The sequence below is a fragment of the Amycolatopsis plumensis genome (genome assembly GCF_042652605.1).
GTDB lineage: Bacteria > Actinomycetota > Actinomycetes > Mycobacteriales > Pseudonocardiaceae > Amycolatopsis > Amycolatopsis plumensis.
Genome location: NZ_JBHSJY010000001.1, coordinates 4,283,367 through 4,305,512 on the forward strand (window position 1 = coordinate 4,283,367; position 22,146 = coordinate 4,305,512).

Genomic DNA, 22,146 nt, shown 5'->3' on the forward strand with positions numbered 1-22,146 from the left:
GGCGGCGAGGGCTGTTCGCTCCTCGCCACCGGCGTGTCCGGGGGCGTCTCAGCCGATCACACGTCGTAGTACAGGGCGAACTCGTACGGGTGCGGGCGCAGGCGCAGCGGGTCGATCTCGTTCTCGCGCTTGTACGAGATCCACGTCTCGATCACGTCGGGGGTGAACACGCCGCCCTCGAGGAGGTAGTCGTGGTCCGCTTCCAGCGTGTCCAGCACCGTGCCGAGGTCGCCCGGGACGAGCTTGACGTCCTTGGCCTCCTCCGGCGGGAGCTCGTAGAGGTCCTTGTCGATCGGCTCCGGCGGCTCGATCTTGTTCCGGATGCCGTCGAGGCCCGCCATCATCATCGCCGAGAACGCCAGGTACGGGTTGCCCGAGGAGTCCGGGCAGCGGAACTCGGCGCGCTTGGCCTTCGGGTTGTTGCCCGTGATCGGGATCCGGACGCAGGCCGAACGGTTGCGCTGCGAGTACACCAGCGAAACCGGGGCCTCGAAGCCCGGGACCAGGCGGTGGTAGGAGTTCACCGTCGGGTTCGTGAAGGCCAGCAGGCTCGGGGCGTGCTTGAGCAGGCCGCCGATGTAGTGGCGCGCGGTGTCCGACAGGCCGGCGTAGCCCGACTCGTCGTGGAACAGCGGCTGACCGTCCTTCCACAGCGACTGGTGGCAGTGCATGCCCGAGCCGTTGTCGCCGGCGAGGGGCTTCGGCATGAACGTCGCCGTCTTGCCCGCCGCGAACACCGTGTTCTTCACGATGTACTTGAACAGCTGCAGGTCGTCGGCCGCGTGCAGCAGCGTGTTGAACTTGTAGTTGATCTCGGTCTGGCCGGCGGTGCCCACCTCGTGGTGCGCGCGCTCGATCTCGAAACCGGTGTTCGTCAGGTTGCGGACGATCTCGTCGCGCAGGTCGGCGAAGTGGTCGACCGGCGGGACCGGGAAGTAGCCGCCCTTGAACTTCGTCTTGTAGCCCTGGTTGCCGCCCACCTCGTCGGCGCCGGTGTTCCACCAGCCCTCGACGGAGTCGATCTCGTGGAAGGAGGCGTGCTCGGCGGAGTCGAAGCGGATCGAGTCGAAGATGTAGAACTCGGCTTCGGGACCGAAGTAGACGTTGTCGGCGACGCCGTACTCGGAGATGTACTGCTCGGCCTTGCGCGCGATGTTGCGCGGGTCGCGGCTGTACGCCTCACGGGTGAAGGGGTCGTGCACGAAGAAGTTGAGGGCCAGCGTCTTCGCCTTGCGGAACGGGTCGATCCGCGCGGTCGCCGCGTCCGGCAGCAGCAGCATGTCGGACTCGTGGATGGACTGGAAGCCGCGCACCGAGGAGCCGTCGAACGCGAGACCTTCTTCGAAGGCCTCTTCGGTGAAGGCCTTCGCGGGGACCGTGAAGTGCTGCATCACGCCGGGCAGGTCGCAGAACTGGACGTCGATGACCTCGACGTCCTCGTCGGCGATGAGGCGCTGGATGTCGTCTGGAGTAGTGGGCACCCTCGGTGACTCCTTCTCGTTCGAGCTCGTACGGCAGTGCTCTCTTCGGCTCACGCTAAAAGTGCGGTGTTGCCCGACCGTCACCCGTATGTTTCGCCGGTGTTAACGGGTGGTCGATATCGGGTATCCGACCAGGTCGGATGTGCTCCACGCCACCGGCATACCCTGGACGGGTGGCGAGATGGACCGGTGAATGGCTCCCCGGCACCGGCGACGGCGGTCAGGGCACTGATCAGCACGGCTCGCGGTGGCCGGGCGAGAAGTTCGGTTTGCCCGAATCGGGCGTCGGCTCGGCGGCGAGCGGGGGCGCGCGGCTGCTCGGGCTGATCGTCGACCTCGTGGTCGCGGCCCTGGTCACGGCGATCTTCCTGCACCCCAGCCTGCAGGACCCGGCCGCGATGCAGCAGTTCAACCTCTGGTCCGGCGGCGTGTGGGCGATCATCTCGGTCATCTCGGCCGGGTTCTTCGGCTTCACCCCGGGGATGGCCGCGGTCGGCATCCGCGTCGCGCGCTTGGACGGCGCCGCGCTGGTCGGCCCGCTGCGCGCGCTGGTCCGGGCCGCGCTGACGTTCGTGCTCATCCCGGCGGCGGTCCGCAACGCCGACGGCCGCAGCTGGCTCGACCGGCTCACCGGAACGGTGGTCATCCGGATGCGCTGAGGGCCGCCGGTGGTGAGGGCCGCTGCCGGTTGCGTGCGTGGCTTGGTCCGGCGCTGCTCGTGGGCGCCGGTTGCCTGTGTGGCCCGCCGGTGGCTGCCGCTTGGCGGCGGTGAGCGTGAAAAGGCCCCCACCCGGGATCCGGGCGAGGGCCTTTCTCGTGCGGGGGTCAGCGGCGGCGGATCGTCCGCTGGACGTTGCGCATCTTCGCGCCGGCCGGCATCGGGCCCTTGGGCAGCGCCGCGCCGCGGTTGCCGAGGGCGGCCAGCTTCGCTTCGAGCGCGTCGACCTGGGCCGGCTTGAGGTTGCGGGGCAGCTTCATCAGGTAGCCCTGGAGCTTCTTCAGCGGGAGCTGGCCCTCGCCGTGGCCGATCGTCACGTCGTAGATCGGCGTGTCGCCGATCAGGCGGGAGACACGCTTCTTCTCCTGGGCGAGCAGCGTCTTCACCCGGTGCGGCGCGCCTTCGGCGACCAGCACCACACCCGGCCCGCCGAGGACCCGGTGCACCGCGTCGAGCTGGGTGGTCGCCGCGACGGTCGGTGTCACCTTCCAGCGGCCGCGCAGGTTCTCCAGCGCCCACGCCGCCGCGCCGGGCTGGCCGTCGGCCTTCGAATAGACGGTCTTCTGGACGCGCCGGCCGAAGATGATCATGGCGACCAGGCCGCCCAGGATCAGGCCCAGCGGCAGCAGCACCCACTGCATGTCGAAGAAGAACCCGATCCCGAACAGGACGCCGGCCACGACGATGATCGCGCCGACCATCCACGGGATGAGCCAAGGGTCTTCCTTGCGCTGCATCTTGAAGGCCTCGAAGAGCTGGCCACGGCGTGCCTTGCTCGCCGCGCGCTTCTCCTTCTTGGCCTGCTTGGCCGCTTCCTTGTCCTGCTTACCCGCCATATGACCAGGATACGGCCGCGTGCCCCTGCCCCGTTTCCCCGTCCCCCTCTGCGAGGATGCCGGACGTGACCGGCGTACTTTCACCCCAGAGCCTGAACCGACTGCTCGACGGTCTCGACCCCGAGCAGCGCGCCGCCGCCAGCGCCCCCCGGGGGCCGGTCTGCGTGCTCGCCGGAGCCGGCACGGGCAAGACCCGCACGATCACCCACCGGATCGCCCACCTCGTCCGGTCCGGGCACGTTTCCGCCGGTCAGGTCCTTGCCGTCACGTTCACGACGCGGGCCGCAGGCGAGATGCGGACGCGGCTGCGCGGCCTCGGCGTCGAGGCGGCGCAGGCGCTGACCTTCCACGCCGCCGCCCGCCGCCAGCTGCGCTACTTCTGGCCGCGCGTGGTCGGCGACCGGCCGTGGGACCTGCTGGAGAACAAGCTGCGGTACGTCGGCCAGGCCGCGAACCGGGCCAAGCTCGGCACCGAGGTCGAGGTCCTGCGCGACCTGGCGAGCGAGATCGAGTGGGCGAAGGCGTCGCTGATCAGCCCGGACGACTACCCCGCCGTCACCGCGCGCGCCCAGCGGGACATCCCGGCCCCGGCGGCGCAGGTCGCCGAGGTCTACCGGACGTACGAAGAGCTGAAGAACGCCGCGCAGGTGCTCGACTTCGACGACCTTCTGCTGCACACGACGGCGGTGCTCGAGGAGCACGGCACCGTCGCCGAGGAGTTCCGGGACCGCTACCGCTGCTTCGTCGTCGACGAGTACCAGGACGTCACGCCGCTGCAGCAGCGCCTGCTCGACGCGTGGCTCGGCGGCCGCGACGACCTGACCGTCGTCGGCGACGCCAACCAGACCATCTACTCCTTCGGTGGCGCGTCGCCGCGGCCGCTGCTGGAGTTCACGCGGCGCTACCCCGACGCCACCGTCGTCCGCCTCGAGCGCGACTACCGGTCGACGCCCGAGGTCGTCGCGCTGGCCAACCGGGTGATCGGCGCGGCAAGGGGCCGGCCGGCGGGCTCGCGGCTGAAGCTGATCGGCCAGCGCCCGCCGGGGCCGGAGCCGCGCTTCGCCGAGTTCGACGACGAGGCGGTCGAGGCCGGCGCGGTCGCGCGCCGGGTGCGCGAGCTGCTCGACGGCGGCGTCTCGGCGAGCGAGATCGCGATCCTCTACCGGATCAACGCCCAGTCCGAGGCCTACGAGTCGGCGCTGGCCGACGCCGGCATCCCGTACCTGGTCCGCGGCGGTGAGCGGTTCTTCAACCGGACGGAGGTCCGGCAGGCGATGTCCGCGCTGCGGGCGGCGAGCGGCGACGGCAGCTCCGACCTGGTCACGACGGTGCGTTCGGTGCTCGCGCGGGTCGGCCTCACCGAGTCGCCGCCGGCCGGTGGCGCGGCCAAGGAACGCTGGGACGCGCTCCTGGCCATCGTCGAGTTGGCCGAGGAGCTGGCTTCGACCGTGGCCGACGCCGACCTGCCGCGGTTCTGCGCCGAGCTCGACCAGCGCGCCGCGGCCCAGCACCCGCCGACGGTCGAGGGCGTCACGCTGGCGTCGCTGCACGCGGCGAAGGGCCTCGAGTGGGACGCGGTGTTCCTCGTCGGCCTCTCCGAGGGCACGATGCCGATCCTGCACGCCGACGGCGACGAAGCGGCGATCGAGGAGGAGCGGCGGCTGTTCTACGTCGGCGTCACCCGGGCCCGCGAGCACCTGTGGCTGTCCTGGGCGCTGGCCCGCACGCCGGGCGCGCGGCGCAACCGGCGGCGCAGCCGGTTCCTCTACGGCCTGGTGCCGGAGGACCACCCGGCCGCCAGGGTGGCCCGGTCGGCCCAGCAGAAGGCGGCTCCGGTGAAGGCGGCGCGCTGCCGGCTCTGCGGCGGGCCGCTGCTGGAAACCCTCGACATCAAGCTGGGCCGCTGCGGGCGCTGCCCGTCCACAGTGGATGAGGGCTTGCTGGAGCGCCTGAAGTCGTGGCGCGCCGACCGGGCGCGCGAGCTCAAGGTGCCGGCGTTCGTGGTCTTCACGGACGCGACGCTGATGGCCATCGCCGAGCAGCGCCCGGCCGACGAGGCGGCACTGGTGTCGATCTCCGGCATCGGCGCGACGAAGCTCGAGCGCTTCGGCGCCGGGATCCTCGGCGTGGTCCGGGCCTCGACGGGGTCTTGACCGCGTCCGAACCATGATCGACGCGGCGAACCCGCTGCTCAGGGGCGATCTTCGTAACTTCGAGGATTTTCCCGTTAATTGAGTTGCCTCGGTGTGGTGCGGAGCAATAACCTGCCAGTACCGAGCCCGAAGGGCTCGACTGGGGATCTACTGAGAAGCGCCGCTCGGCGGCCGCGTGTGCAGAGTACAGAAGGAGGTGCCGGTGAAATGACCATCAACATGACGCTCACGAACCCGGGCACCCGTCTGTCCTGCGCCGCGGAAGTTGCGGCTGCTCAGCGCCCGGGCACCGGTGTGTTCGCCGGCTCCGTGAGCGCTCACGAGATCCGTGGCATGCGGCGCGTCTCGCGTCGTTGGGCCACCGGTGTCGTCGTCTTCGGGACGCAGGGCGTTCTCGCCGCGTACCCGCAGGCCGATCTGCCGACCATCAAGAAGTTCCGTGTTCCGTTGTCGATACGGGAGCGAAGTTCCTGACCTAGTCAGGACTCAAGGCTCACGAAGGCCGCGGAACCGGATAACCCGGATCCGCGGCCTTCGTGTTTTTGGCTGCACAACCCAAGAGGAACCAGCGTTGCCCAGCTCCAGCACCCAACCGAAAACCCGTACGGCACAAGGAGGAACCACCATGTCTTCGGCCATCGCCTACACCTCGGGTGAGGCAATATTCGCCGACCTGCTCGACCCGATCGACGTCCCCGACGTCGCGCTGCCCTGCCGTTCGGGCGACGCGGACCTCTGGTTCGCGGAGTCCCCGGCCGAGCTCGAGCGCGCCAAGGCGCAGTGCGCCGACTGCCCGGTCCGCGAGGCCTGCCTGGCCGGCGCCCTGGCCCGTCGCGAGCCCTGGGGTGTTTGGGGCGGCGAGATCTTCGAGCGCGGCGCGGTGATCGCGCGCAAGCGGCCCCGTGGCCGCCCGCGCAAGAACGCAGCCGTCGAGCCCGCCGCGGCCAAGGCCGCCGGCGATCACCGGAGCGCCGCCGCATGAGCGTCGAACCGGTCACCACGAGGGACTACGAAGCCCACCCCCGCAGCGAACAGCTGCAGTTGACCAAGACCGAGATCGAGGAGATCAGCGAGATGTTGCTTTACGAAGAACTGTCCAGGGCCCGAATACGGGACCTGGAAGAGGGGGTCCGCGCGCAGCGGGCCCGAGGTAGCGCGCGTGCCGTGCGCCGCTGGTCGCGAGTAGCCCGCTGGGCCACTCGCCGGGCGGAGCGGTACCAGGACCAGAACTGAGCGCAGGCCCCTGCCGCCCGTTTGGGTGGCGGGGGCTTCGCGCTTTGCCGGGTCGGCCCGGGGTGGCGCTGTGCGGTGCGGGCGCGTGGGCCGGGGGCGCTCTGTGGTGCGGCCGAGGTGGCGGGTCGATCCGTGAGGTGCCGCGGTAGGCGGCCGCTGTGGCGGACCGCGGTCGCGGCCCGGCTGCGCGGGACCGAGGCACGCCGTGACGACACCGTGCTGCTGCGGCGATCGGTCGCGTCGGGCGATGCGGCGGCCTGTGCCGTCGCGGTGCCGTCGGGCAGGCAGGCGTGCTCGGCTGCTCCGCGCGGGTGCGGCCTGCGCCTTGCGGGCGCTTCGTGGTTGGGCCTCCTTCGGGTGGTCTCGTTGCGTGGCGCTGCGGGGGCGGGGCGCTGGTGTTGAATGGGGTGATGTCCGGACACAGCCACGGTGACATCGACTGGGCGGACCGCCTGGCCCAGCTGCGCATGGCCGACGCCCTCGATGCCGAGGCGCTGGCGCCCGTCGCCCGGCGGCTGCTCGGCCTGATTGGCGAGCGGCCGGCCGTTGTCGATGTCGGGTGCGGGGCCGGGGGCATGAGCGTGCTGTTCGCGCGCGAACTCGCCCGCCGCGGTGGGGGCACCCTTGTTCTCTTCGACGCCACGCCGAAGCTGCTGGTCGAGGCGGAACGGGCCGTGGCCGAGGTGGCCGGCGAGTCCGTCGAGGTCGTCAGCCTGCTCGGGGACCTGACCGATCCGGCGGTGGCCGTTCCCGCCGCCGATCTCGTCTGGGCGTCCGGCGTGGTGCACCACGTCGGCGATCAGCAGGCCGCGCTGCGCACGCTCGCCGGGCTGGTGCGGCCGGGTGGCGTGCTGGCCATCTCCGAAGGCGGGCTCGAGATGCGGTGCCTCCCGTGGGAACTGGGCGTCGGACGGCCCGGGCTGGAGCAGCGGCTGCACGCCGCTCGCGCCTCGTGGTTCGAGGCGATGCGGGCCGGGATTCCGGGCAGCGTCGCCATGCCCTACGGCTGGCCGCGCGCGCTTCGCGAAGCCGGCCTCCAGGACGTGGAGTCGTTCGGGGCGCTCATCGACCACCCGATGCCGGGTTCGGACCTCCTTCGTGAGTACGTGGTGCAGCGCGTCGGGTGGTTCGCGGAGTCGGCCGGGGAATGGCTCGACGCCGACGACCGGGCCGCGACCGCCACCTTGACCGACCCGCAGAGCCCGCACTTCCTCGGCCGCCGGGACGATCTCTACCTGTTCGGCGCCAAGGCGATCCACTGTGGACGGTTGCGGTGAGCGCGCCGGAACCGGTCGTGTGCACGCGCTGCGGCCGGACGCGCACCGCCGCCGACGACCCCGCTACGGCGCTCGCATGGGTTTCCACCCGTGAGCGCGGCGCGCTGCGGTGGCTTTGCCCGGACTGCGCGCGCCAGCACGTGCGGGACATCGAAGGCAAGCTGCCGGACGAGTACTGGTGATCAAGTCGACCTCCTGAGCGTGACGGCGGATATCAGGCGGCGTCTCCCATGGGCCTTTGCGGGAACGCTCGCACCTTCGGGCGGGGTGTCCTGGATGCAGCGCCATACGCCTTGGCCAGCTCCCGGGCCACCTCTTGCGGCACTTGGCGCAGCTGGCCGACCGTGCAGCGGACCAGGACGATGCCCGTCGCCGCCAGGGCCAGGTGGCTGAAGCCGCTGCCCACGCCCGGCGTGCAGCGGTACTGCCAGGCCAGGCCGAGCTCGTCCCACCAGGTGTCCGCCTCGCCGAGACGGCGGCCGCGGCGGTCGCAGATCGTCTGGTCCCAGCTCGGCGGAGGGACGGGCACCAGGTCCAGGACCCGGGCGGCCAGGCCGTGCGCCTGGATCGGCCCCTCGTCGAGCCTGCGCAGCACCTTGCGGACCACTGCCGTGCCGCGCTGGGAACCCGCCTCGAGCTCCGCCAGCAGCTCCCGGCGGTCGCACAGGCCCCAGTAGAGCGGCAACGTCAGCAAATACCGGATGCGGTCCGGGTCGGGTTCGGACCGGGCCATGTCCAGCGTCGCCCGGGCCGGCGGGGCGAACGGGAGCCCGTCGACCTGGACGGGCTCCGGTAATCGGGCCGTGCGCGCCAGGCGGACCCCCTCGTCGGCCACCACCCGGCAGTGGTGGGGCACCAACAGGCGGATCTCGCTCTCCACCGGGCACTTCACGCCGTGGGCCCGCAGGGCGTCGGCGCCGGTGATCACCACCCCGGGCCCGTAGCGCACGAGCGCGGCCTGCAGCAGCTGCTGCCGCGTCGGGGCGGTGTTACGCAGCAGGACGACACCGGGGTGCAGGCGGCGCCACGGCCCTCCGGGACCGCAGAGCCGCCGGACTCTTCGATCGGACACCCCCGCCCGGCGCAACTGTTCGAGGTTCATCACCTCGCAGGCGCCGGGATCACGAAGGGCGAGCGGATCGGTGCATTGAGTAGCAGTCATGTTCCGAGCATGACGGCTCGGCCAACCGGGTGGAACCCCGTCCACCGCAGCTGTGGACAACTCGGCCGAATCCGTCCGTTCGGGGCCCCACCTGTGGACAACTCAGGAGGCGAACCCCGGTTGCCAGCGCTCCACGATGCCGCGGGCCGGGATTTCCGCGTCGAGCTGGCAGAGGATGCCCGTCGACCCCGCCGTCACCCGGTGGATCATCAGGTACTCGGGCGGCAGGTTGAGCGAACGCCCGACCCGGAAGTCGTTGCCGCGGCTGTCGCCGACCCGCCCGGCCTGCTTCTGCATCCAGCGACGCGTGAAGTGGAACGTCGGCGCCGCCAGCGGCTCGGTGAACGGCGCGAGGTAGGCGAGCACCTCCTCCGCGGTCAGGTCGCTGTCCGGCCGGATGAACCGGTTCTCGCGCAGCAGGCGCATCAGCTCGGCGGACTCGCCGTCGAGCGCCAGGCGCGTCATCTCGCCCAGGTGGCGGGGGATGCCGTCGGGCAGCCGGGCGACACCGCCGAAGTCGATGACGACCAGCCTGTCGTCGTCGGTGATCATGAAGTTGCCCGGGTGCGGGTCCGAGTGCAGCAGGTGGACTCGCTCCGGCGACGAGTAGTGGAACTCCGCCAGCAGCCGGCCCGCCAGGTTCCGGGTCTCGCGGTCGCCGTCCGCGATCACCTTCGACAACGGCGTGCCGCTCGCCCATTCCGTCACGACGACCTTCGGCGCGCTGGCCACCACCCGCGGCACCAGGATGCCGGGATCGCCGTCGAACGCCTTCGCGAAGGCGCGCTGGTGCTGGGCCTCGGCCTGGTAGTCGAGCTCCTCGTTCATCCGCTCGGCGAGCTCGGCCAGCAGCGGCTTGACCTCGGTGCCGGGCACGAACGCCTGGAACAGCCTGCTGAACCGCTGCAGCTGCCGCAGGTCGCTGCGCAGCGCCTCGTCGGCGCCCGGGTACTGCACCTTGACCGCCACCGCCCGGCCGTCGTGCCAGACCGCGCGGTGCACCTGGCCGATGCTCGCGGACGCCGCCGGTTCGTCGTCGAACGAGGCGAACCGGCTGGTCCAGGTGCGGCCCAGCTGCTCGGCGAGCACCCGGTGGGTCTGCCGGACCGGCATCGGCGGCGCGGCGGCCTGCAGCTTCGTCAGCGCTTCGCGGTACGGCTTCGCCATGTCGTCCGGCACCGCCGCCTCGAACACGCTCAGCGCCTGGCCGAACTTCATCGCCCCGCCCTTGAGCGTGCCGAGCACCTCGAACAGCTGCTCGGCGGCCTTGGCCGACAGCGTCGCGTTCACCTGTTCCGCGCTCTGGCCCGCGAGCCTCTTGCCCCAGCCGCCGACCGCCCGGCCGGCGATGCCGAGCGGGAGACTGGCGAGCTTGGCGGTACGGGCGGCACCCTTGCGCGGCATCGCGGTGTCACGATCGGCTGGGTCGCGGAAGTCGGTCACACCGGCGATTCTGCCCTGCGGCGTCGGCGGCGCGCAGCCTGCGAGCGACGTCTTCGTGGGCTACGTCTCCAGGATCACCTCCTGGGCGCCGCAGCGGCACCGCGGGTGCGGCGGCCAGCGCCGGTGGCGGATGCGGCCGTCGAAGGCGTCGATCTCGAGCGTCGCGTTCCACGCCGGTGGGGCCGGCGTGCTGGGGGAGAGCAGCCGCATCGCCTGGGCGACGGCCAGCGACGCGCAGGACTGGACCGCGCCGAGGTCGGGCCGCTGGTGCCGGCCGGCGAGCTGCCCGGCGACGCGCGGCCAGCACGGGTCGAGGTCGGTGCGGTGCAGGCCGGCGCAGCGCAGGCACGAGCTGCGGCCCGGCACGACCAGCGGCCCGACGATGCCCGTGCCGTCGCGGACGCGCGCCGCCAGGTGCGGGACGCCGTCGCCCATCAGCTCGGCGACGAGCTCGGGAGCCGGCACGACGGCGTCGGTGAGCAGGGCGAGGTCCGGGTAGCGGTCGTGCAGGCGGGTGACCCGGACGTGGGGATCGACCCGGCGGACCAGGTCGGCGAGGGCGTGCCGCCGGGACCGGCCGAGGTCCGCGGCGGAGAAGCCGGAACCGAGGTCGTGTTCGGTCACCGTGCCGGACAGCTGCAGCTCGACGTGCCCGATGCCGGCGTTGGCCAGCAGCACGGCGACCGCCACCGCCACCCGGCCTTCGCCGTGCACCGAGACCGCGGCGGCGCGGCGGCGGTCGGCCATGGCCGGCTGGTGGTGGCGGGCTCGCAGCGACCAGAGCCCGGGCTCGCCGCGGAAGCCCGGGCCGTCGGGCCGGCCGGCGTCGGTGACCAGGCGAGCGCGGTCAGCTGCCGCAGCAGCGTCCGCAGCTGATCGCGGTGTTCGCTCTCCGCGAGCAGGAGCCGGTCGACGGGTTTGCTGCCGTCGAGTGCGCGCAGCTTGGCGACGAGGTGCGGGGAGAGGTTTTCGACGATCACGCCGTGGCGCGGATCGAGGCCGATCTGGATCTCGCGGGGGCCGCGTTCGAGCACGGTGAGGCCCGGGAGCAGGGCAGGGTGGGCCGGCAGGAGGACCGGGGGCATGTCCGCGGTGTCGAGGATCATGTTCGCAGGATCGCACCCGGCGGTGACCGGGAAGCGTCGGAAGACGCCGGATCGGCCGAGTTGTCCACAAGTGGAACCGGCTGTGGACAACTCGGGTCTGTGACCTCAAGGCGCTCGGAGTTGTCGGTGCCTGGCCTTACCGTTGTCGGGTGGTCGAAGCACGGATGCCCTCACTGAGAGGCCGGGGGGAAACGAACCCCTCGTCGGACACACCCGGACACAAGGTCGAAGTGCGGCGCAGCCAGCGCCGGCACCGGACGGTCACCGCGTATTGGAACGACGACACGCTCGTCGTGCTCATCCCCGCGCGGATGACCAGGGCGGAGGAGAAACACTGGGTCGCCGAGATGGAGCGCAAGCTGCAGCGCTCGGAGCCACGTCGGCCGGCGTCCCCGAAGACGTCGGACGAAGCCCTGCTCGCGCGCTGCGCGCTGCTGTCGGGCAAGTACCTGGGCGGCACCGCGGTGCCGGCGAGCGTCCGCTGGGTGCCGCCGATGCGCACGCGGTGGGCCTCCTGCACGCCGGTCGACGCGACCATCCGGGTCAGCGAACGGCTGCGGAAGGTGCCTCCGTGGGTGCTGGACTACGTGCTGGTGCACGAGCTGGCGCACCTGCGGGAGCCCGGGCACGACGCGGCTTTCTGGGCGTTGGTGCAGCGGTATCCGAAGACGGAACGGGCGATCGGGTACCTGGAGGGGCTGTCGGCCGCTGCCGGGTGGGGGATCTCCACGGAGGATTGAGGGGGTGAGGTGGCCGGGGTGGCCTGCTTTTGGGCGGGTTGCCCCGGCTGGTTCGCTCGCCCGGGCTGCGGGCTGCGGGCTGCGGGCTGCGGGGCTGCGGGCCGGGGGCCGGGAGAGGAGGAGGCGCTGGGACCGGGGGTGGGCCGGGCTGGGAGGAGAGGAGGCGCTGGGTCGAGAGCTGGGACGGGGCGCTGGGGACCGCGGCGGGCCAGGAGAGATGTGGTGGGAGGTCGTTGCTTGACGGTGGCGCGGGCTGGACGGCAGAAGGCCGGTGACCCGTCCACCGCAGCGGGGAGGGGCACCGGCCTTCCGAGGTTCCGGAGCTCCGAGAGCGAGCAACTCAGCTCAGGACTGCTTGCCGCCCTCTCCCGAAGGAGGCTCGTCCTTCTTCTCGTCCTTCTCCGCGCGTTCCGCCTTCTCCGTGCGCTCCAGCTCGGCGATCGGGTCCAAGTCGTCGATCGAGCCCGCCGACCCCACTCGGTCGGCGAAGTCGATCGGCTCGTCCAGGTCCTCGGCCGTCGGCATGAGGTCCGGGTGGGACCAGAGGCCGTCGCGCTTCTCGGTGCCGTGGCGGTCGCCCACCAGCTTCCAGAGGTTCGACGCGTCCCTCATGCGGCGGGGGCGCAGCTCCAAGCCGACCAGGGTGGCGAACGTCTGCTCGGCCGGGCCGCCCGTTGCGCGGCGGCGGCGCAGCGTCTCGCGCAGGGCGTCCGCTCCCGGCAGGCGATCGCCCACCGCTTCGGCCACCACCACGTCGACCCAGCCCTCGACCAGGGCCAGCAGCGTCTCCAGGCGCCTCAGCGCCGCCTTCTGCTCCTCGGTCGTCTGGGGCTCCAGCAGCCCCGACGACATCGCCTCTTCGATGCTCGCCGGGTTCGCCGGGTCGATGCGGCCGGCCAGGGACTCCAGCGCGGACGTGTCCACCGAAATCCCGTGGGCGAACTCCTCGACCGTCGCCAGCAGGCGCTGCCGCAGCCACGGCACGTGCGTGAACAGGCGCTGGTGCGCGGCCTCGCGGGCGGCCAGGAACACCAGGATCTCGCTGTTCGGCAGCTCCAGGCCCTCGGCGAACTTCTCGATGTTCGCCGGCAACAGAGCCGACGTGCCGGCCGGGGCCAGTGGCAGGCCGATCTCCGTCGAGGTCAGCATCTCCGAGGCCAGCTGGGCCAGCGCGTTGCCGAGCTGGGAGCCGAAGGCCATGCCGCCCATCTGCCCCATCATCTGCAGCAACGGGCCCGCGGCCTGCTTGGCCTCCTCGGGCAGCGCCTCCATCCAGGCGCCCGAGACCTGCCGGGCGACCGGGTCGCACAGGCGCTGCCACGTCGGGAGCGTCTTCTCCACCCAGGACCGCGGCGACCAGGCGACCGTCGACGTCGCCCCGGCCGGGAACACCGTCGCCGCGTCGAGCCAGAGCTCGGCCAGGTGGGCCGCGTCGCGGACCGCCGCGTTCGCGTCGTCTCCGCCGCGGAAGCCCAATTTGCTCTCGCCGGTGTTGCCGGCGCTGCCCAGGGTCTGCAGGGCGATCTGCTTGGCGAGGTCGTAGTTCACCGGCCCGCTGGAGCTGCCGGCCTGGCTGAGCATCTGGCCCAGCTGGCTCAGCATCTGCCCGAGCTGGTTGAAGGCCTCGGCGCCGGAGGGCTCCGAGGGGTCGTTCTCACCTCGTTTGTCGGGATCGGAAGGTCCGAAGCCGAACGGGGGTTTGCTCATGTGTCCACCGTACGCGGGTCGAGGCCCGCCCAGCGCGTCAACCGCGGCCTTCACCGGGAAGCGAACGCGGTCACCGTACGCTGTCGGTCGTGACCAAGTCCTCCAAGGAGACCGCCCCCGCGAAGCGCGCCCCGGAACCGGCGCCGGAGCCGGCCGGCGAGGCCCGCCGGATGACCCGCCGTGGCTGGACACTGGTGGTCAGCGGCTCGCTGTTCCTGATCTTCGTGGTGCTCGGCTCGGTCGTGCCGGTGCCGTTCGTGGCCATCAGCCCCGGGCCGACCTACGACACGCTGGGTCGCGACGCGGCGGGCAACCCGGTCATCCAGGTCACCGGGCACGAGACCCACCCGACCACCGGCGAGCTGCGGATGACCACCGTCTCCCTGCACGACGGCGTCACCCTCTTCCAAGGGCTCGGCTTCTGGGCGAGCGGCCGGTACGCGCTGGCCCCGCGCGAGGAGTACTTCAAGCCCGGCGAGACGAACGAGCAGGTCAAGCAGGAGAACATCCAGCAGCTGCAGGACTCCCAGACGAACGCCCAGGTCGCCGCCCTGCGCAAGCTCGGCTACCCGATCAAGGTGCTGGCGAAGCAGATCGTCTCCGGCAGCCCGGCCGACCACGTGCTCTCGCCCGGCGACAAGCTGATCACCGTCAACGGCAAGAAGATCGTCGAGGCCGCCGACGTGCGGGCCGCGCTCACCGGCACCCTGCCCGGCCAGACCGTGCAGATCACCTTCCAGTCCGACGGCCAGCCCGAGCGGACCGTGCCGCTCACCCTCGCCGCGCGCCCCGACCGCAAGGAGGGCTTCATCGGCCTCACCGCGGTCGACCGCGCCGACGCGCCGTTCACCGTCAACATCTCCCTGCAGGACGTCGGCGGGCCGTCGGCCGGCCTGATGTTCACCCTCGCCATCATCGACCGTCTGCAGCCCGGCGACCTCGCGGGCGGACGGCACATCGCCGGCACCGGCGAGATCACCGAAACCGGCGAGGTCGACCCGATCGGGGGGATCTCGTTCAAGGTCGTCGGGGCCCGCGAAGCCGGCGCCACCGACTTCCTGGTGCCCGCGCACAACTGCCCCGAGGCCAAGACCACGGCGCCCACCGGGCTCAACCTCATCAAGGTGTCCACACTGGACGACGCACTCGCCCAGCTGGCCAACCTGAAGGCGGGGCGGCCGACGGCGTCCTGCTAGGGCAGCAGCGTGGCCTTCAGCGCCTCGACCAGGTTCGGCGCCAGGTCGGGGCTTTCCACGACCTCGTCCATGGACTCCTCCGTGCCCATCCCGCGCAGCCGCATCACGCACGCGCCTTCCCCGTCGCGCAGGACGGCCGCGACCAGGCGCGCCTCCGTGCGCTGCGGGTGGTCGGCGGCCGCGCGGCGGAGGCTCTCCGCGTCCGCCTCGGCGACGTCCGGCAGCTCCGATTCCGAACCCGGCGGCAGCACGATGATCTCCTGCGCCAGCGCGCAGCCGATGACCAGATCCGGCCAGGCGATCCGGCCCAGCGCCTCGGCCAGGTCGCCCTCGGGCAGCGCCTCCTGGGCCACCGGCGTCAGCGGGTTCGCCCGGTCGAGCTGGCCGGCCAGCTCCGGCTGCTCGTCCAGCAGCGCCGCCGTCGGCACCAGCGCGAACAGCTGGGGCGGCTGGTCCCAGCCGCCCGCGGCCATGAACTCCTCGATCTCACGGGCGAGCGCGGCCACGCCGGCCTGTCGCGCTTCGTTCGCTGCCATGCGCACATCGTGTCAGGTCGGCCGGCGCCGCGACGCCGCGAGTCCGGTTTGGGCGGGTCCCGGGAACTTCACCGGGCATCCGTAGAGTTAGGGAATCAGGGGGCGCACGCGCCCCTGCTCGAGTATTGACGAAGACAGGAGCGTGTGCCGTGGCGACTCGGCCCCCGGTGAGCCTGCCGAAGCTGTCCCGGCGGAGCCGGATCCTCCTCATCATCGCCGCGGTGATCGTGCTGGCGCTGTTGCTCGGGGCCCGCCTCCTCGACACGTACGTCGACTGGCTGTGGTTCGGCGAAGTCGGCGCGCGGTCGGTGTTCACCACCCAGCTGGTGACCCGGATCATCCTCTTCTTCGCGGTCGGGTTGCTCGTCGGCGGCGCGCTGGCGATCAGCCTGATGATCGCCTACCGGACCCGCCCGGTGTTCGTGCCGATCTCCGGCGCCGACGACCCGCTGGCGCGCTACCGCTCCGCGATCGTCGCCCGCATCCGCCTCTTCGGCGTCGGCATCCCGGTGCTCACCGGCCTCATCGCCGGCCTGTCCGCCCAGGGCGACTGGCAGGTCGTGCAGCTGTTCCTCAACGGCACCTCGTTCGGCCAGACCGACCCCGAGTTCGGCAACGACGTCGGCTTCTACGCCTTCGACCTGCCGTTCATCAACTGGCTGCTCGGCTGGCTGTTCATCACCGTCGTCATCTCCTTCTTCGGCGCGCTGATCTCCCACTACGTCTTCGGCGGCATCCGCCTGGCCGGCAAGGGCGGCCAGCTCGCCGGCCCGACCCGCGCGCAGCTCGCCATCACCGTCGGCCTCTTCGTGCTGCTGAAGGCGGTCGAGTACTTCTTCGACCGGTACAACCTGCTGCTGTCCGACCGCGGGATGCCGCTGTTCGTCGGCGCCACCTACACCGACCTCAACGCGGTGCTGCCCGCCAAGCTGATCCTGCTGTGCATCTCGGTGATCTGCGCGATCGCGTTCTTCGCCGGTGCCTTCCTGCGCAACCTGCAGCTCCCGGCCATCGCACTGGTGCTGCTGATCCTGTCGAGCATCCTCGTCGGCGTCGCCTGGCCCGCCATCCTCGACCAGTTCTCGGTCAAGCCCAACGCGAACGAGAAGGAAGCGACGTCCATCCAGCGCAACATGGACGCCACCCGCCGCGCGTACGGCCTCACCGAGGTCAAGTACCAGCCCTACACCGGCAAGTCGGACGCCACCCCGGACCAGATCAAGGCCGACACCGGGACGATGTCGAACATCCGGCTGCTGGACCCGAACATCCTCTCCGACACCTTCACCCAGCGCGTCGGCCGCGAGAACTTCTACGGCTTCCCGGCCAAGCTGGACATCGACCGCTACACCGTCGGCGGCGTGACGCAGGACTACATCGTCGCCGCCAAGGAGATCAAGACCGAGGGCCTCACCGGCAACCAGACCAGCTGGATCAACAAGCACCTCGTCTACACCCACGGCAACGGCTTCGTCGTCGCCCCGGCCAACACGATCGACCGCGCCGTCAAGGACGCCAACTCCGACGGCGGCTACCCGATCGCGACGACCAGCGACACGCAGAACCCGGCGGGCGCCGGCTCGGCCGGCTCCGGCCAGCCCGGCATCGAGGTCAAGGAACCCCGCATCTACTACGGCGAGCTGTCCGCCGCCGAGTCCGACTACGCCATCGTCGGCGGGAACGGCGCGCCCGGCGAGTACGACACCGCCACCGACCGCTACAGCTACAAGGGCACCGGCGGCGTCTCGGTCGACAACTGGTTCAACCGCCTCGCCTTCGCGGCCGAGTACGGCGAGCGCAACATCCTGTTCTCCGACGCCATCGGCGACGGCTCCCGGATCATGTACAACCGCGACCCGCGCGACCGCGTCAGCAAGATCGCCCCGTGGCTGACCCTCGACGGCGACCCGTACCCGGCGGTCGTCGACGGCAAGATCCAGTGGATCATCGACGGCTACACCACCCTCAACAACTTCCCGTACGCCCAGCAGACCCAGCTCGGCGCGGCCACGAACGACTCCCTCAACGGCGTCGCCCGGCAGGCCAACAGCTCCATCAACTACATCCGCAACTCGGTCAAGGCCACCGTCGACGCCTTCAACGGCACCGTGACGCTGTACTCGATCGACGACAAGGAACCGGTCCTCAACGCCTGGGAGAAGGTCTTCCCCGGGCTCGTGAAGCCCAGCTCCGAGATCTCCCCGGACCTGCGGTCCCACTTCCGCTACCCCGAGGACCTGTTCAAGATTCAGCGTGAACTGCTGTCCCGCTACCACGTCAGCAACCCGCAGGAGTTCTACTCGCAGCAGGCCTTCTGGAGCGTCCCGCAGGACCCGACCGCCGAAGGCGGCTCCAACCCGGCCGCGGCCGGCGCGGCCAACCAGCCCGGCTACTACGTCCTCGCCGACACCCCCGGCCAGTCCAAGCCGACGTTCCAGCTGACCAGCTCCCTCACCGGTCTCCAGCGGCAGTACCTCGCCTCCTGGATGTCGGTGTCCTCCGACCCGACCGACTACGGGACGATCCGGGTGCTCCAGCTACCCAGCGCGGCCACCGGAGCCACCCAGGTCGACGGGCCCGTCCAGGTCCAGAACCGGTTCCAGAGCGACTCCCGCGTCGCCCAGGACCGCACCCTCTTCAACAACCCCAACGTCACCCCCATCTACGGCAACCTGATCACGCTGCCGGTCGCCGACGGCTTCCTCTACGTCGAACCCGTCTACATTCGGCAGCGCAACCAGAACAGCTACCCGCAGCTGGCCCGCGTCCTCGTCTCCTACGGACCCAAGGTCGGCTACGGCGCCACCCTCCAGGAAGCTCTCGACCAGGTCTTCGGCGCCGGCACCGGCGAAGCCACCACCACGCCACCCCAAGCCGGCCAGCCGACCACCACACCGCCCTCATCCACCAACCCGACCACCACCCCGCCCGCCAACAACGGCGGCGGCAACGCGGCCCTCGACCGGGCCGTCGCCGACATCCAGTCGGCCCTCGCCAAACTGAAAGCCGCCCAGCAATCCGGCAACTTCACCGACCAAGGCGCGGCACTGGCTGCCCTCGACGCGGCCGCCCGGGCCTACGAAGCAGCCAAGACCGCAGCCCCCGGGACCAGCACCCCACCGTCCAGCACCCAGCCCGGAGGGTGACGTCGGTAACGCGAACGGCACCTGCTTTGCACCCCCGCGAAACGAGGGCGTAAGGTAGGTGCCACGACGCGGGGTGGAGCAGCTCGGTAGCTCGCTGGGCTCATAACCCAGAGGTCGCAGGTTCAAATCCTGTCCCCGCTACAGAGGTTGGGAGGGGCGTGCTCGCCAAGGTCGGCGAGCCGCCCCTCTTTCGCATTTGTTCTGGGGGTCGAACCCCCAGACCCCCGCCAGGGGGGCTTCGCCGCCCCTGGCCCCCCGGTGTGTGGTTGCGTGTCAGGTTAGCCAGGTTTTTGTTTCTCCTGTTGTGTTTGCTATGTAGCCGTCTGGGCGGACCAGGAGCTTCTCTGCGTTGGGGTAGGGGAGGTTGGGGGTTTGGGCTACGAGTACCTCTGGGTGGGGTGCCGGGGTCGGGGTTTTTGTTAGGAGGACCCAGTTTCCTTTGTGGAATAGGGTGCTCGCGTAGCCCTGGGGTGTCTGGAAGTCCGGGAGGCGGGTGCCCGCCGCCGGGTGGGACTCCGTGGTCGCGTAGTGGATGGCGAGGCCGGAGACCAAGCCGGATAGGTGGTGCTGGACCTGGTCCAGGGCTGCCAAGTCTCGGAAGAGGGCTCGTAGGGCCAGCTGGTTGGGGGTTGTCGGGATCAGGGCGTTTTGGGCCGCCACGTTGTGCAGGACGTCTGCGGCCACCTGGCGGCGCTCTTGTTCGTACGTGTCCAGTAGGCCTGGTGCTGCGCGGTTGCGGAGTTCTGCCGCCAGCTTCCAGCCCAGGTTCATGGCGTCCTGGATGCCCAAATTGAGGCCCTGGCCTCCGGCCGGGAAGTGGATGTGGGCCGCGTCGCCCGCCAACAGCACCCGACCCACCTTGTAGTTCGCGGCCAGGCGGCTGTCGTCCGAGAAACGGGACGCCCAGCGGACCTCCGCTATCTGCGCCTCAGGACCGAAACGTTCGGCGACCGCTCGCTCCACTTCTTCGCTGGTGACCTCCGCGTGCAGGTTTTCGGGGCGGTTCAGGCGATCTCCGAAACTGATCCGGTACAGGTTCGGCTCGGCCAGCGGGATCACCCCGACGAACTTGCCCGGGCTCTGCGAGGTCACCATGTTCGTCATCGAACGCCACTGCGTCGGCGCACCCGGGGGAGTTGCTTTGAACAGCACATCCGCCGACACGCCGTGGCCCTGGCCTTCGATACCCTCGAACGGCATGTTCAAGGCCTTGCGCACCGTGCTACGGCCGCCGTCGCAGCCCACCAGGTACTTCGCCCGGATGCGCAGCTCTCCTGCCGTGATCGTGACGCCGTCGGCGTCCTGCACGAAGCTCGTCAGCTCGTGCCCCCGCCTGACCCGCACCCCCTGCTCCGCCAGGCGCTCCTCCAACGCCGCTTCCACCTCCGCCTGCGGGATGCCCAGCTGGTACGGGTGGCGCGTGTCCCAGCCCGCGTAGCTCACCGGGATCACCGCGAAGTGTCCGTCCGCGACAGTCGCGAACGAGCGATCCTTCGCGCGCGGCAGCAAACCCCGCAGATCCAGCACTTCCGCCGTGCGCGGCTGAAAGTTCAGGGCCTTCGACAGACCCGTTCGCGCGTGCATCCGCTCGAGCACCGAGGTGTCCACTCCGGCCAGTGCCAGTTCGTTCGCCAGCATCAGGCCCGTCGGGCCCGCGCCGGCCACGACCACCTCCGTGGTCAGCTCTTCCATCTCCCCAGCTCCTTAACAACGTTAAATTGACCTGCCGCGAGGATGCCCTTAACATCGTTAAACTGTCAAGCGATGATCGTGAGGAGCAGTGCACAAGATGGGCCTGACCAGGGAAAACATTGCCCGGTCCGGGCTGAAGCTGCTCAACGAGGTGGGGCTCAACGGGCTCACGCTGCGGCTGATCGCCGCCGACCTGGGGGTCAAGGCTCCGGCGCTGTACTGGCACATGAAGAACAAGCAGGAGCTGCTCGACGAGATGGCGACCCAGATGTACCGCGATTCCGTGGCCGATCGGCGGCCGCCGGCGTCGGCGGGGGAGTGGGAAGGTGTCGCGCACGGCGCTCGCGCGCTGCGGCGGATGATGCTCGCCTATCGCGACGGCGGAAAGGTTTTCGCTGGTACGTACCTCGGTGACACGAGTTTGGTCGGCGAGCACCCGCTGCGCCGGAGCATCGACGCCGGGCTCGATGCGGGCCGGGCGAGCCGGGCGACCTTCACCGTCTACTGCTTCGTCATCGGGTACGTGATCGAGGAGCAGGCCGTGCGGCCCATGCCCGGCGAGTTCGACGAGCGTTATCGCGAGTCGGCGGGGGAGGCGGTGCTGGGGGACGCGGACGCGCGGTTCGAGGACGGGCTGGCCATGGTCCTCAGTGGAGCCCGTCAGTGGCTGGAGACCGCGTAAGGGCAGGTCAGGGCGTTTCGGGACCCCGGTGAAAACCCGGTGGCGACCCCGTGTAATCTATTCAAGTACCACAACGGCGCGGGGTGGAGCAGCTCGGTAGCTCGCTGGGCTCATAACCCAGAGGTCGCAGGTTCAAATCCTGTCCCCGCTACCACCAAGAGGCACGTTTCCGGGAAATCCGGGAACGTGCCTCTTTTGTCATGCCGGAACGGCTTTCGCTGCCGACTTTTCCGTCCGGTGCGCGGAAAACTGCGGATCCCACGATGTGGGCGGGCTCGCCGGGTGGTTGCGGTGAGTGTCCGGAGTCGGCCAAGCCGGGGATCGCCGCCCGCCGAACTCACCTGTGTGGACGCGCCGAGGCGGCCCGGGTGCGTCTGGTTGGACCAAAATTCCCTGGGAGCGGTTGCAGAGCGTATTCACGTCCACAGTGGACCTGCTCGCATTGGGCCGAACGAGGGGATCTGTCTAGCCACAATGGACAGATCTGCTGACCACTGTGGACACAGCGGCCGATAAGTGGGAATCTAGGGGGCGTGTCCGAATTGAATGCAACAGCCGCCGCCCTGCTCGGTCTGCTCCACGACGGTCCCGCCACCGGCGGGCAGCTCGTCGCCGGAGCCGGAGAGCGGTTCGGTGCCTTCTTCAGCGTCACCCGCAGCCAGGTGTACCGGGAGCTCCCGGCGCTGTCCAAGGAAGGCCTCGTCCGGCTCGGCAAGCAGGGCCCGCGCTCCAGCCAGCAGTACCTGATCACCGCCGCCGGCAAGAAGGCCTTCAAGGCCTGGCTGACCTCCGAAGCCGGCCCCGACCACCTGCGCAGCCCGCTCATCCTGCGGCTCGTGCACGCCGGGTCGCTGACCGCGAAGCAGCGGCAGTCGCTGCTCGAGTCGGCCCGGACGAGCTATAGCCAGCAGCTCGACGAGGCCAGGGCGGCCACCAAGGCGGCCGAGGGGCCGTACGAGAAGGCCGTCGCCGAGTTCGCCCAGGCCCAGGCCAAGGCCGCGCTGAAGCTGCTCGACGCCATCCCCGCGGCCTGAGGTT

Annotated in this window: 20 protein-coding genes, 2 tRNA genes and 1 pseudogene; 15 read left to right on the forward strand and 8 right to left on the reverse strand. The window is 70.7% G+C overall.

Features of this window, described 5'->3' with window-relative positions; translation table 11 throughout:
* Window positions 1-56 precede the first annotated feature (56 nt).
* Complete coding sequence (glnA, locus tag ACFPLC_RS20770; RefSeq protein WP_191315410.1) at window positions 57-1,481, reverse strand: type I glutamate--ammonia ligase; 1,425 nt, start codon at window positions 1,479-1,481, stop codon at window positions 57-59.
* A gap of 269 nt (window positions 1,482-1,750) precedes the next feature.
* Here glnA and ACFPLC_RS20775 point away from each other — a divergent pair, with 269 nt between their 5' ends.
* Window positions 1,751-2,140, forward strand: coding sequence for an RDD family protein (locus tag ACFPLC_RS20775; protein ID WP_191315464.1), 390 nt, complete (start codon window positions 1,751-1,753; stop codon window positions 2,138-2,140).
* A gap of 166 nt (window positions 2,141-2,306) precedes the next feature.
* On the opposite strand, the gene ACFPLC_RS20780 is transcribed toward ACFPLC_RS20775, so the two are convergent.
* Window positions 2,307-3,035: a DUF4191 domain-containing protein gene (locus tag ACFPLC_RS20780; RefSeq protein ID WP_378200822.1), complete on the reverse strand. Its 729-nt coding sequence runs from the start codon at window positions 3,033-3,035 to the stop codon at window positions 2,307-2,309.
* 56 nt (window positions 3,036-3,091) lie between these two features.
* Between ACFPLC_RS20780 and ACFPLC_RS20785 the strand changes: the two genes are divergently transcribed.
* From ACFPLC_RS20785 to ACFPLC_RS20815, 7 genes are all read left to right on the forward strand, one after another.
* The gene (locus ACFPLC_RS20785) at window positions 3,092-5,188 is read left to right on the forward strand and encodes an ATP-dependent DNA helicase UvrD2 (protein ID WP_378235883.1); all 2,097 of its coding nucleotides are present in this window, start codon (window positions 3,092-3,094) and stop codon (window positions 5,186-5,188) included.
* A gap of 207 nt (window positions 5,189-5,395) precedes the next feature.
* Window positions 5,396-5,662: a hypothetical protein gene (locus ACFPLC_RS20790; RefSeq protein WP_378200816.1), complete on the forward strand. Its 267-nt coding sequence runs from the start codon at window positions 5,396-5,398 to the stop codon at window positions 5,660-5,662.
* A 151-nt stretch (window positions 5,663-5,813) separates the two neighbouring features.
* Window positions 5,814-6,170 carry a WhiB family transcriptional regulator gene (locus tag ACFPLC_RS20795; RefSeq protein WP_229903048.1) on the forward strand — a complete coding sequence of 119 codons (357 nt, stop codon included), beginning with the start codon at window positions 5,814-5,816 and terminating at the stop codon, window positions 6,168-6,170.
* Window positions 6,167-6,421: a hypothetical protein gene (locus ACFPLC_RS20800; RefSeq protein ID WP_378200813.1), complete on the forward strand. Its 255-nt coding sequence runs from the start codon at window positions 6,167-6,169 to the stop codon at window positions 6,419-6,421. Before ACFPLC_RS20795 ends, ACFPLC_RS20800 begins: the two co-directional genes overlap by 4 nt.
* Window positions 6,422-6,553: 132 nt before the next feature.
* Window positions 6,554-6,823, forward strand: a complete 270-nt coding sequence (locus ACFPLC_RS20805; RefSeq protein WP_378235884.1) for a hypothetical protein — start codon at window positions 6,554-6,556, stop codon at window positions 6,821-6,823.
* Between the two features lie 8 nt (window positions 6,824-6,831).
* Window positions 6,832-7,698 carry a class I SAM-dependent methyltransferase gene (locus tag ACFPLC_RS20810; RefSeq protein WP_378200811.1) on the forward strand — a complete coding sequence of 289 codons (867 nt, stop codon included), beginning with the start codon at window positions 6,832-6,834 and terminating at the stop codon, window positions 7,696-7,698.
* Window positions 7,695-7,880, forward strand: a complete 186-nt coding sequence (locus tag ACFPLC_RS20815) for a hypothetical protein (protein WP_378200808.1) — start codon at window positions 7,695-7,697, stop codon at window positions 7,878-7,880. Before ACFPLC_RS20810 ends, ACFPLC_RS20815 begins: the two co-directional genes overlap by 4 nt.
* A 32-nt stretch (window positions 7,881-7,912) precedes the next feature.
* Here ACFPLC_RS20815 and ACFPLC_RS20820 read toward each other — a convergent pair whose 3' ends face one another.
* The 3 genes and pseudogenes from ACFPLC_RS20820 to ACFPLC_RS20830 all read right to left on the reverse strand — a co-directional run bounded on the left by ACFPLC_RS20820 (window position 7,913) and on the right by ACFPLC_RS20830 (window position 11,409).
* Window positions 7,913-8,800 carry a hypothetical protein gene (locus tag ACFPLC_RS20820; protein ID WP_378200858.1) on the reverse strand — a complete coding sequence of 296 codons (888 nt, stop codon included), beginning with the start codon at window positions 8,798-8,800 and terminating at the stop codon, window positions 7,913-7,915.
* Window positions 8,801-8,962: 162 nt separating this feature from the next.
* Window positions 8,963-10,303, reverse strand: a complete 1,341-nt coding sequence (locus ACFPLC_RS20825; RefSeq protein ID WP_378200805.1) for an ABC1 kinase family protein — start codon at window positions 10,301-10,303, stop codon at window positions 8,963-8,965.
* Between the two features lie 60 nt (window positions 10,304-10,363).
* Window positions 10,364-11,409, reverse strand: a pseudogene (locus tag ACFPLC_RS20830) (ThiF family adenylyltransferase).
* Between the two features lie 230 nt (window positions 11,410-11,639).
* On the opposite strand from ACFPLC_RS20830, the gene ACFPLC_RS20835 reads away from it, so the two are divergent.
* The gene (locus tag ACFPLC_RS20835; protein WP_013223146.1) at window positions 11,640-12,149 is read left to right on the forward strand and encodes a M48 metallopeptidase family protein; all 510 of its coding nucleotides are present in this window, start codon (window positions 11,640-11,642) and stop codon (window positions 12,147-12,149) included.
* A gap of 345 nt (window positions 12,150-12,494) precedes the next feature.
* Here ACFPLC_RS20835 and ACFPLC_RS20840 read toward each other — a convergent pair whose 3' ends face one another.
* Window positions 12,495-13,856, reverse strand: a complete 1,362-nt coding sequence (locus tag ACFPLC_RS20840) for a zinc-dependent metalloprotease (RefSeq protein ID WP_378200802.1) — start codon at window positions 13,854-13,856, stop codon at window positions 12,495-12,497.
* Between the two features lie 191 nt (window positions 13,857-14,047).
* Between ACFPLC_RS20840 and ACFPLC_RS20845 the strand changes: the two genes are divergently transcribed.
* Window positions 14,048-15,052: a YlbL family protein gene (locus ACFPLC_RS20845; RefSeq protein ID WP_378200855.1), complete on the forward strand. Its 1,005-nt coding sequence runs from the start codon at window positions 14,048-14,050 to the stop codon at window positions 15,050-15,052.
* On the opposite strand, the gene ACFPLC_RS20850 is transcribed toward ACFPLC_RS20845, so the two are convergent.
* Window positions 15,049-15,588 (reverse strand): PPA1309 family protein, encoded by a 540-nt coding sequence (locus ACFPLC_RS20850; protein ID WP_191315420.1) that lies wholly within the window; start codon window positions 15,586-15,588, stop codon window positions 15,049-15,051. The two genes, ACFPLC_RS20845 and ACFPLC_RS20850, sit on opposite strands and share 4 nt — an antisense overlap.
* Window positions 15,589-15,737: 149 nt before the next feature.
* Here ACFPLC_RS20850 and ACFPLC_RS20855 point away from each other — a divergent pair, with 149 nt between their 5' ends.
* Both ACFPLC_RS20855 and ACFPLC_RS20860 read left to right on the forward strand, forming a co-directional pair.
* Complete coding sequence (locus ACFPLC_RS20855; RefSeq protein ID WP_378200799.1) at window positions 15,738-18,734, forward strand: UPF0182 family protein; 2,997 nt, start codon at window positions 15,738-15,740, stop codon at window positions 18,732-18,734.
* Between the two features lie 67 nt (window positions 18,735-18,801).
* A tRNA-Met gene (locus tag ACFPLC_RS20860) sits at window positions 18,802-18,875 on the forward strand.
* Window positions 18,876-19,007: 132 nt separating this feature from the next.
* On the opposite strand, the gene ACFPLC_RS20865 is transcribed toward ACFPLC_RS20860, so the two are convergent.
* The gene (locus tag ACFPLC_RS20865; protein WP_378200796.1) at window positions 19,008-20,426 is read right to left on the reverse strand and encodes an FAD-dependent monooxygenase; all 1,419 of its coding nucleotides are present in this window, start codon (window positions 20,424-20,426) and stop codon (window positions 19,008-19,010) included.
* 97 nt (window positions 20,427-20,523) lie between these two features.
* Between ACFPLC_RS20865 and ACFPLC_RS20870 the strand changes: the two genes are divergently transcribed.
* From ACFPLC_RS20870 to ACFPLC_RS20880, 3 genes are all read left to right on the forward strand, one after another.
* Window positions 20,524-21,108 (forward strand): TetR/AcrR family transcriptional regulator C-terminal domain-containing protein, encoded by a 585-nt coding sequence (locus tag ACFPLC_RS20870; RefSeq protein ID WP_378200793.1) that lies wholly within the window; start codon window positions 20,524-20,526, stop codon window positions 21,106-21,108.
* A gap of 77 nt (window positions 21,109-21,185) precedes the next feature.
* Window positions 21,186-21,262, forward strand: a tRNA-Met gene (locus ACFPLC_RS20875).
* 379 nt (window positions 21,263-21,641) lie between these two features.
* A complete protein-coding gene (locus ACFPLC_RS20880; protein WP_191315423.1) occupies window positions 21,642-22,142 on the forward strand; it encodes a PadR family transcriptional regulator in 501 nt (166 codons plus the stop codon).
* Window positions 22,143-22,146: the final 4 nt, after the last annotated feature.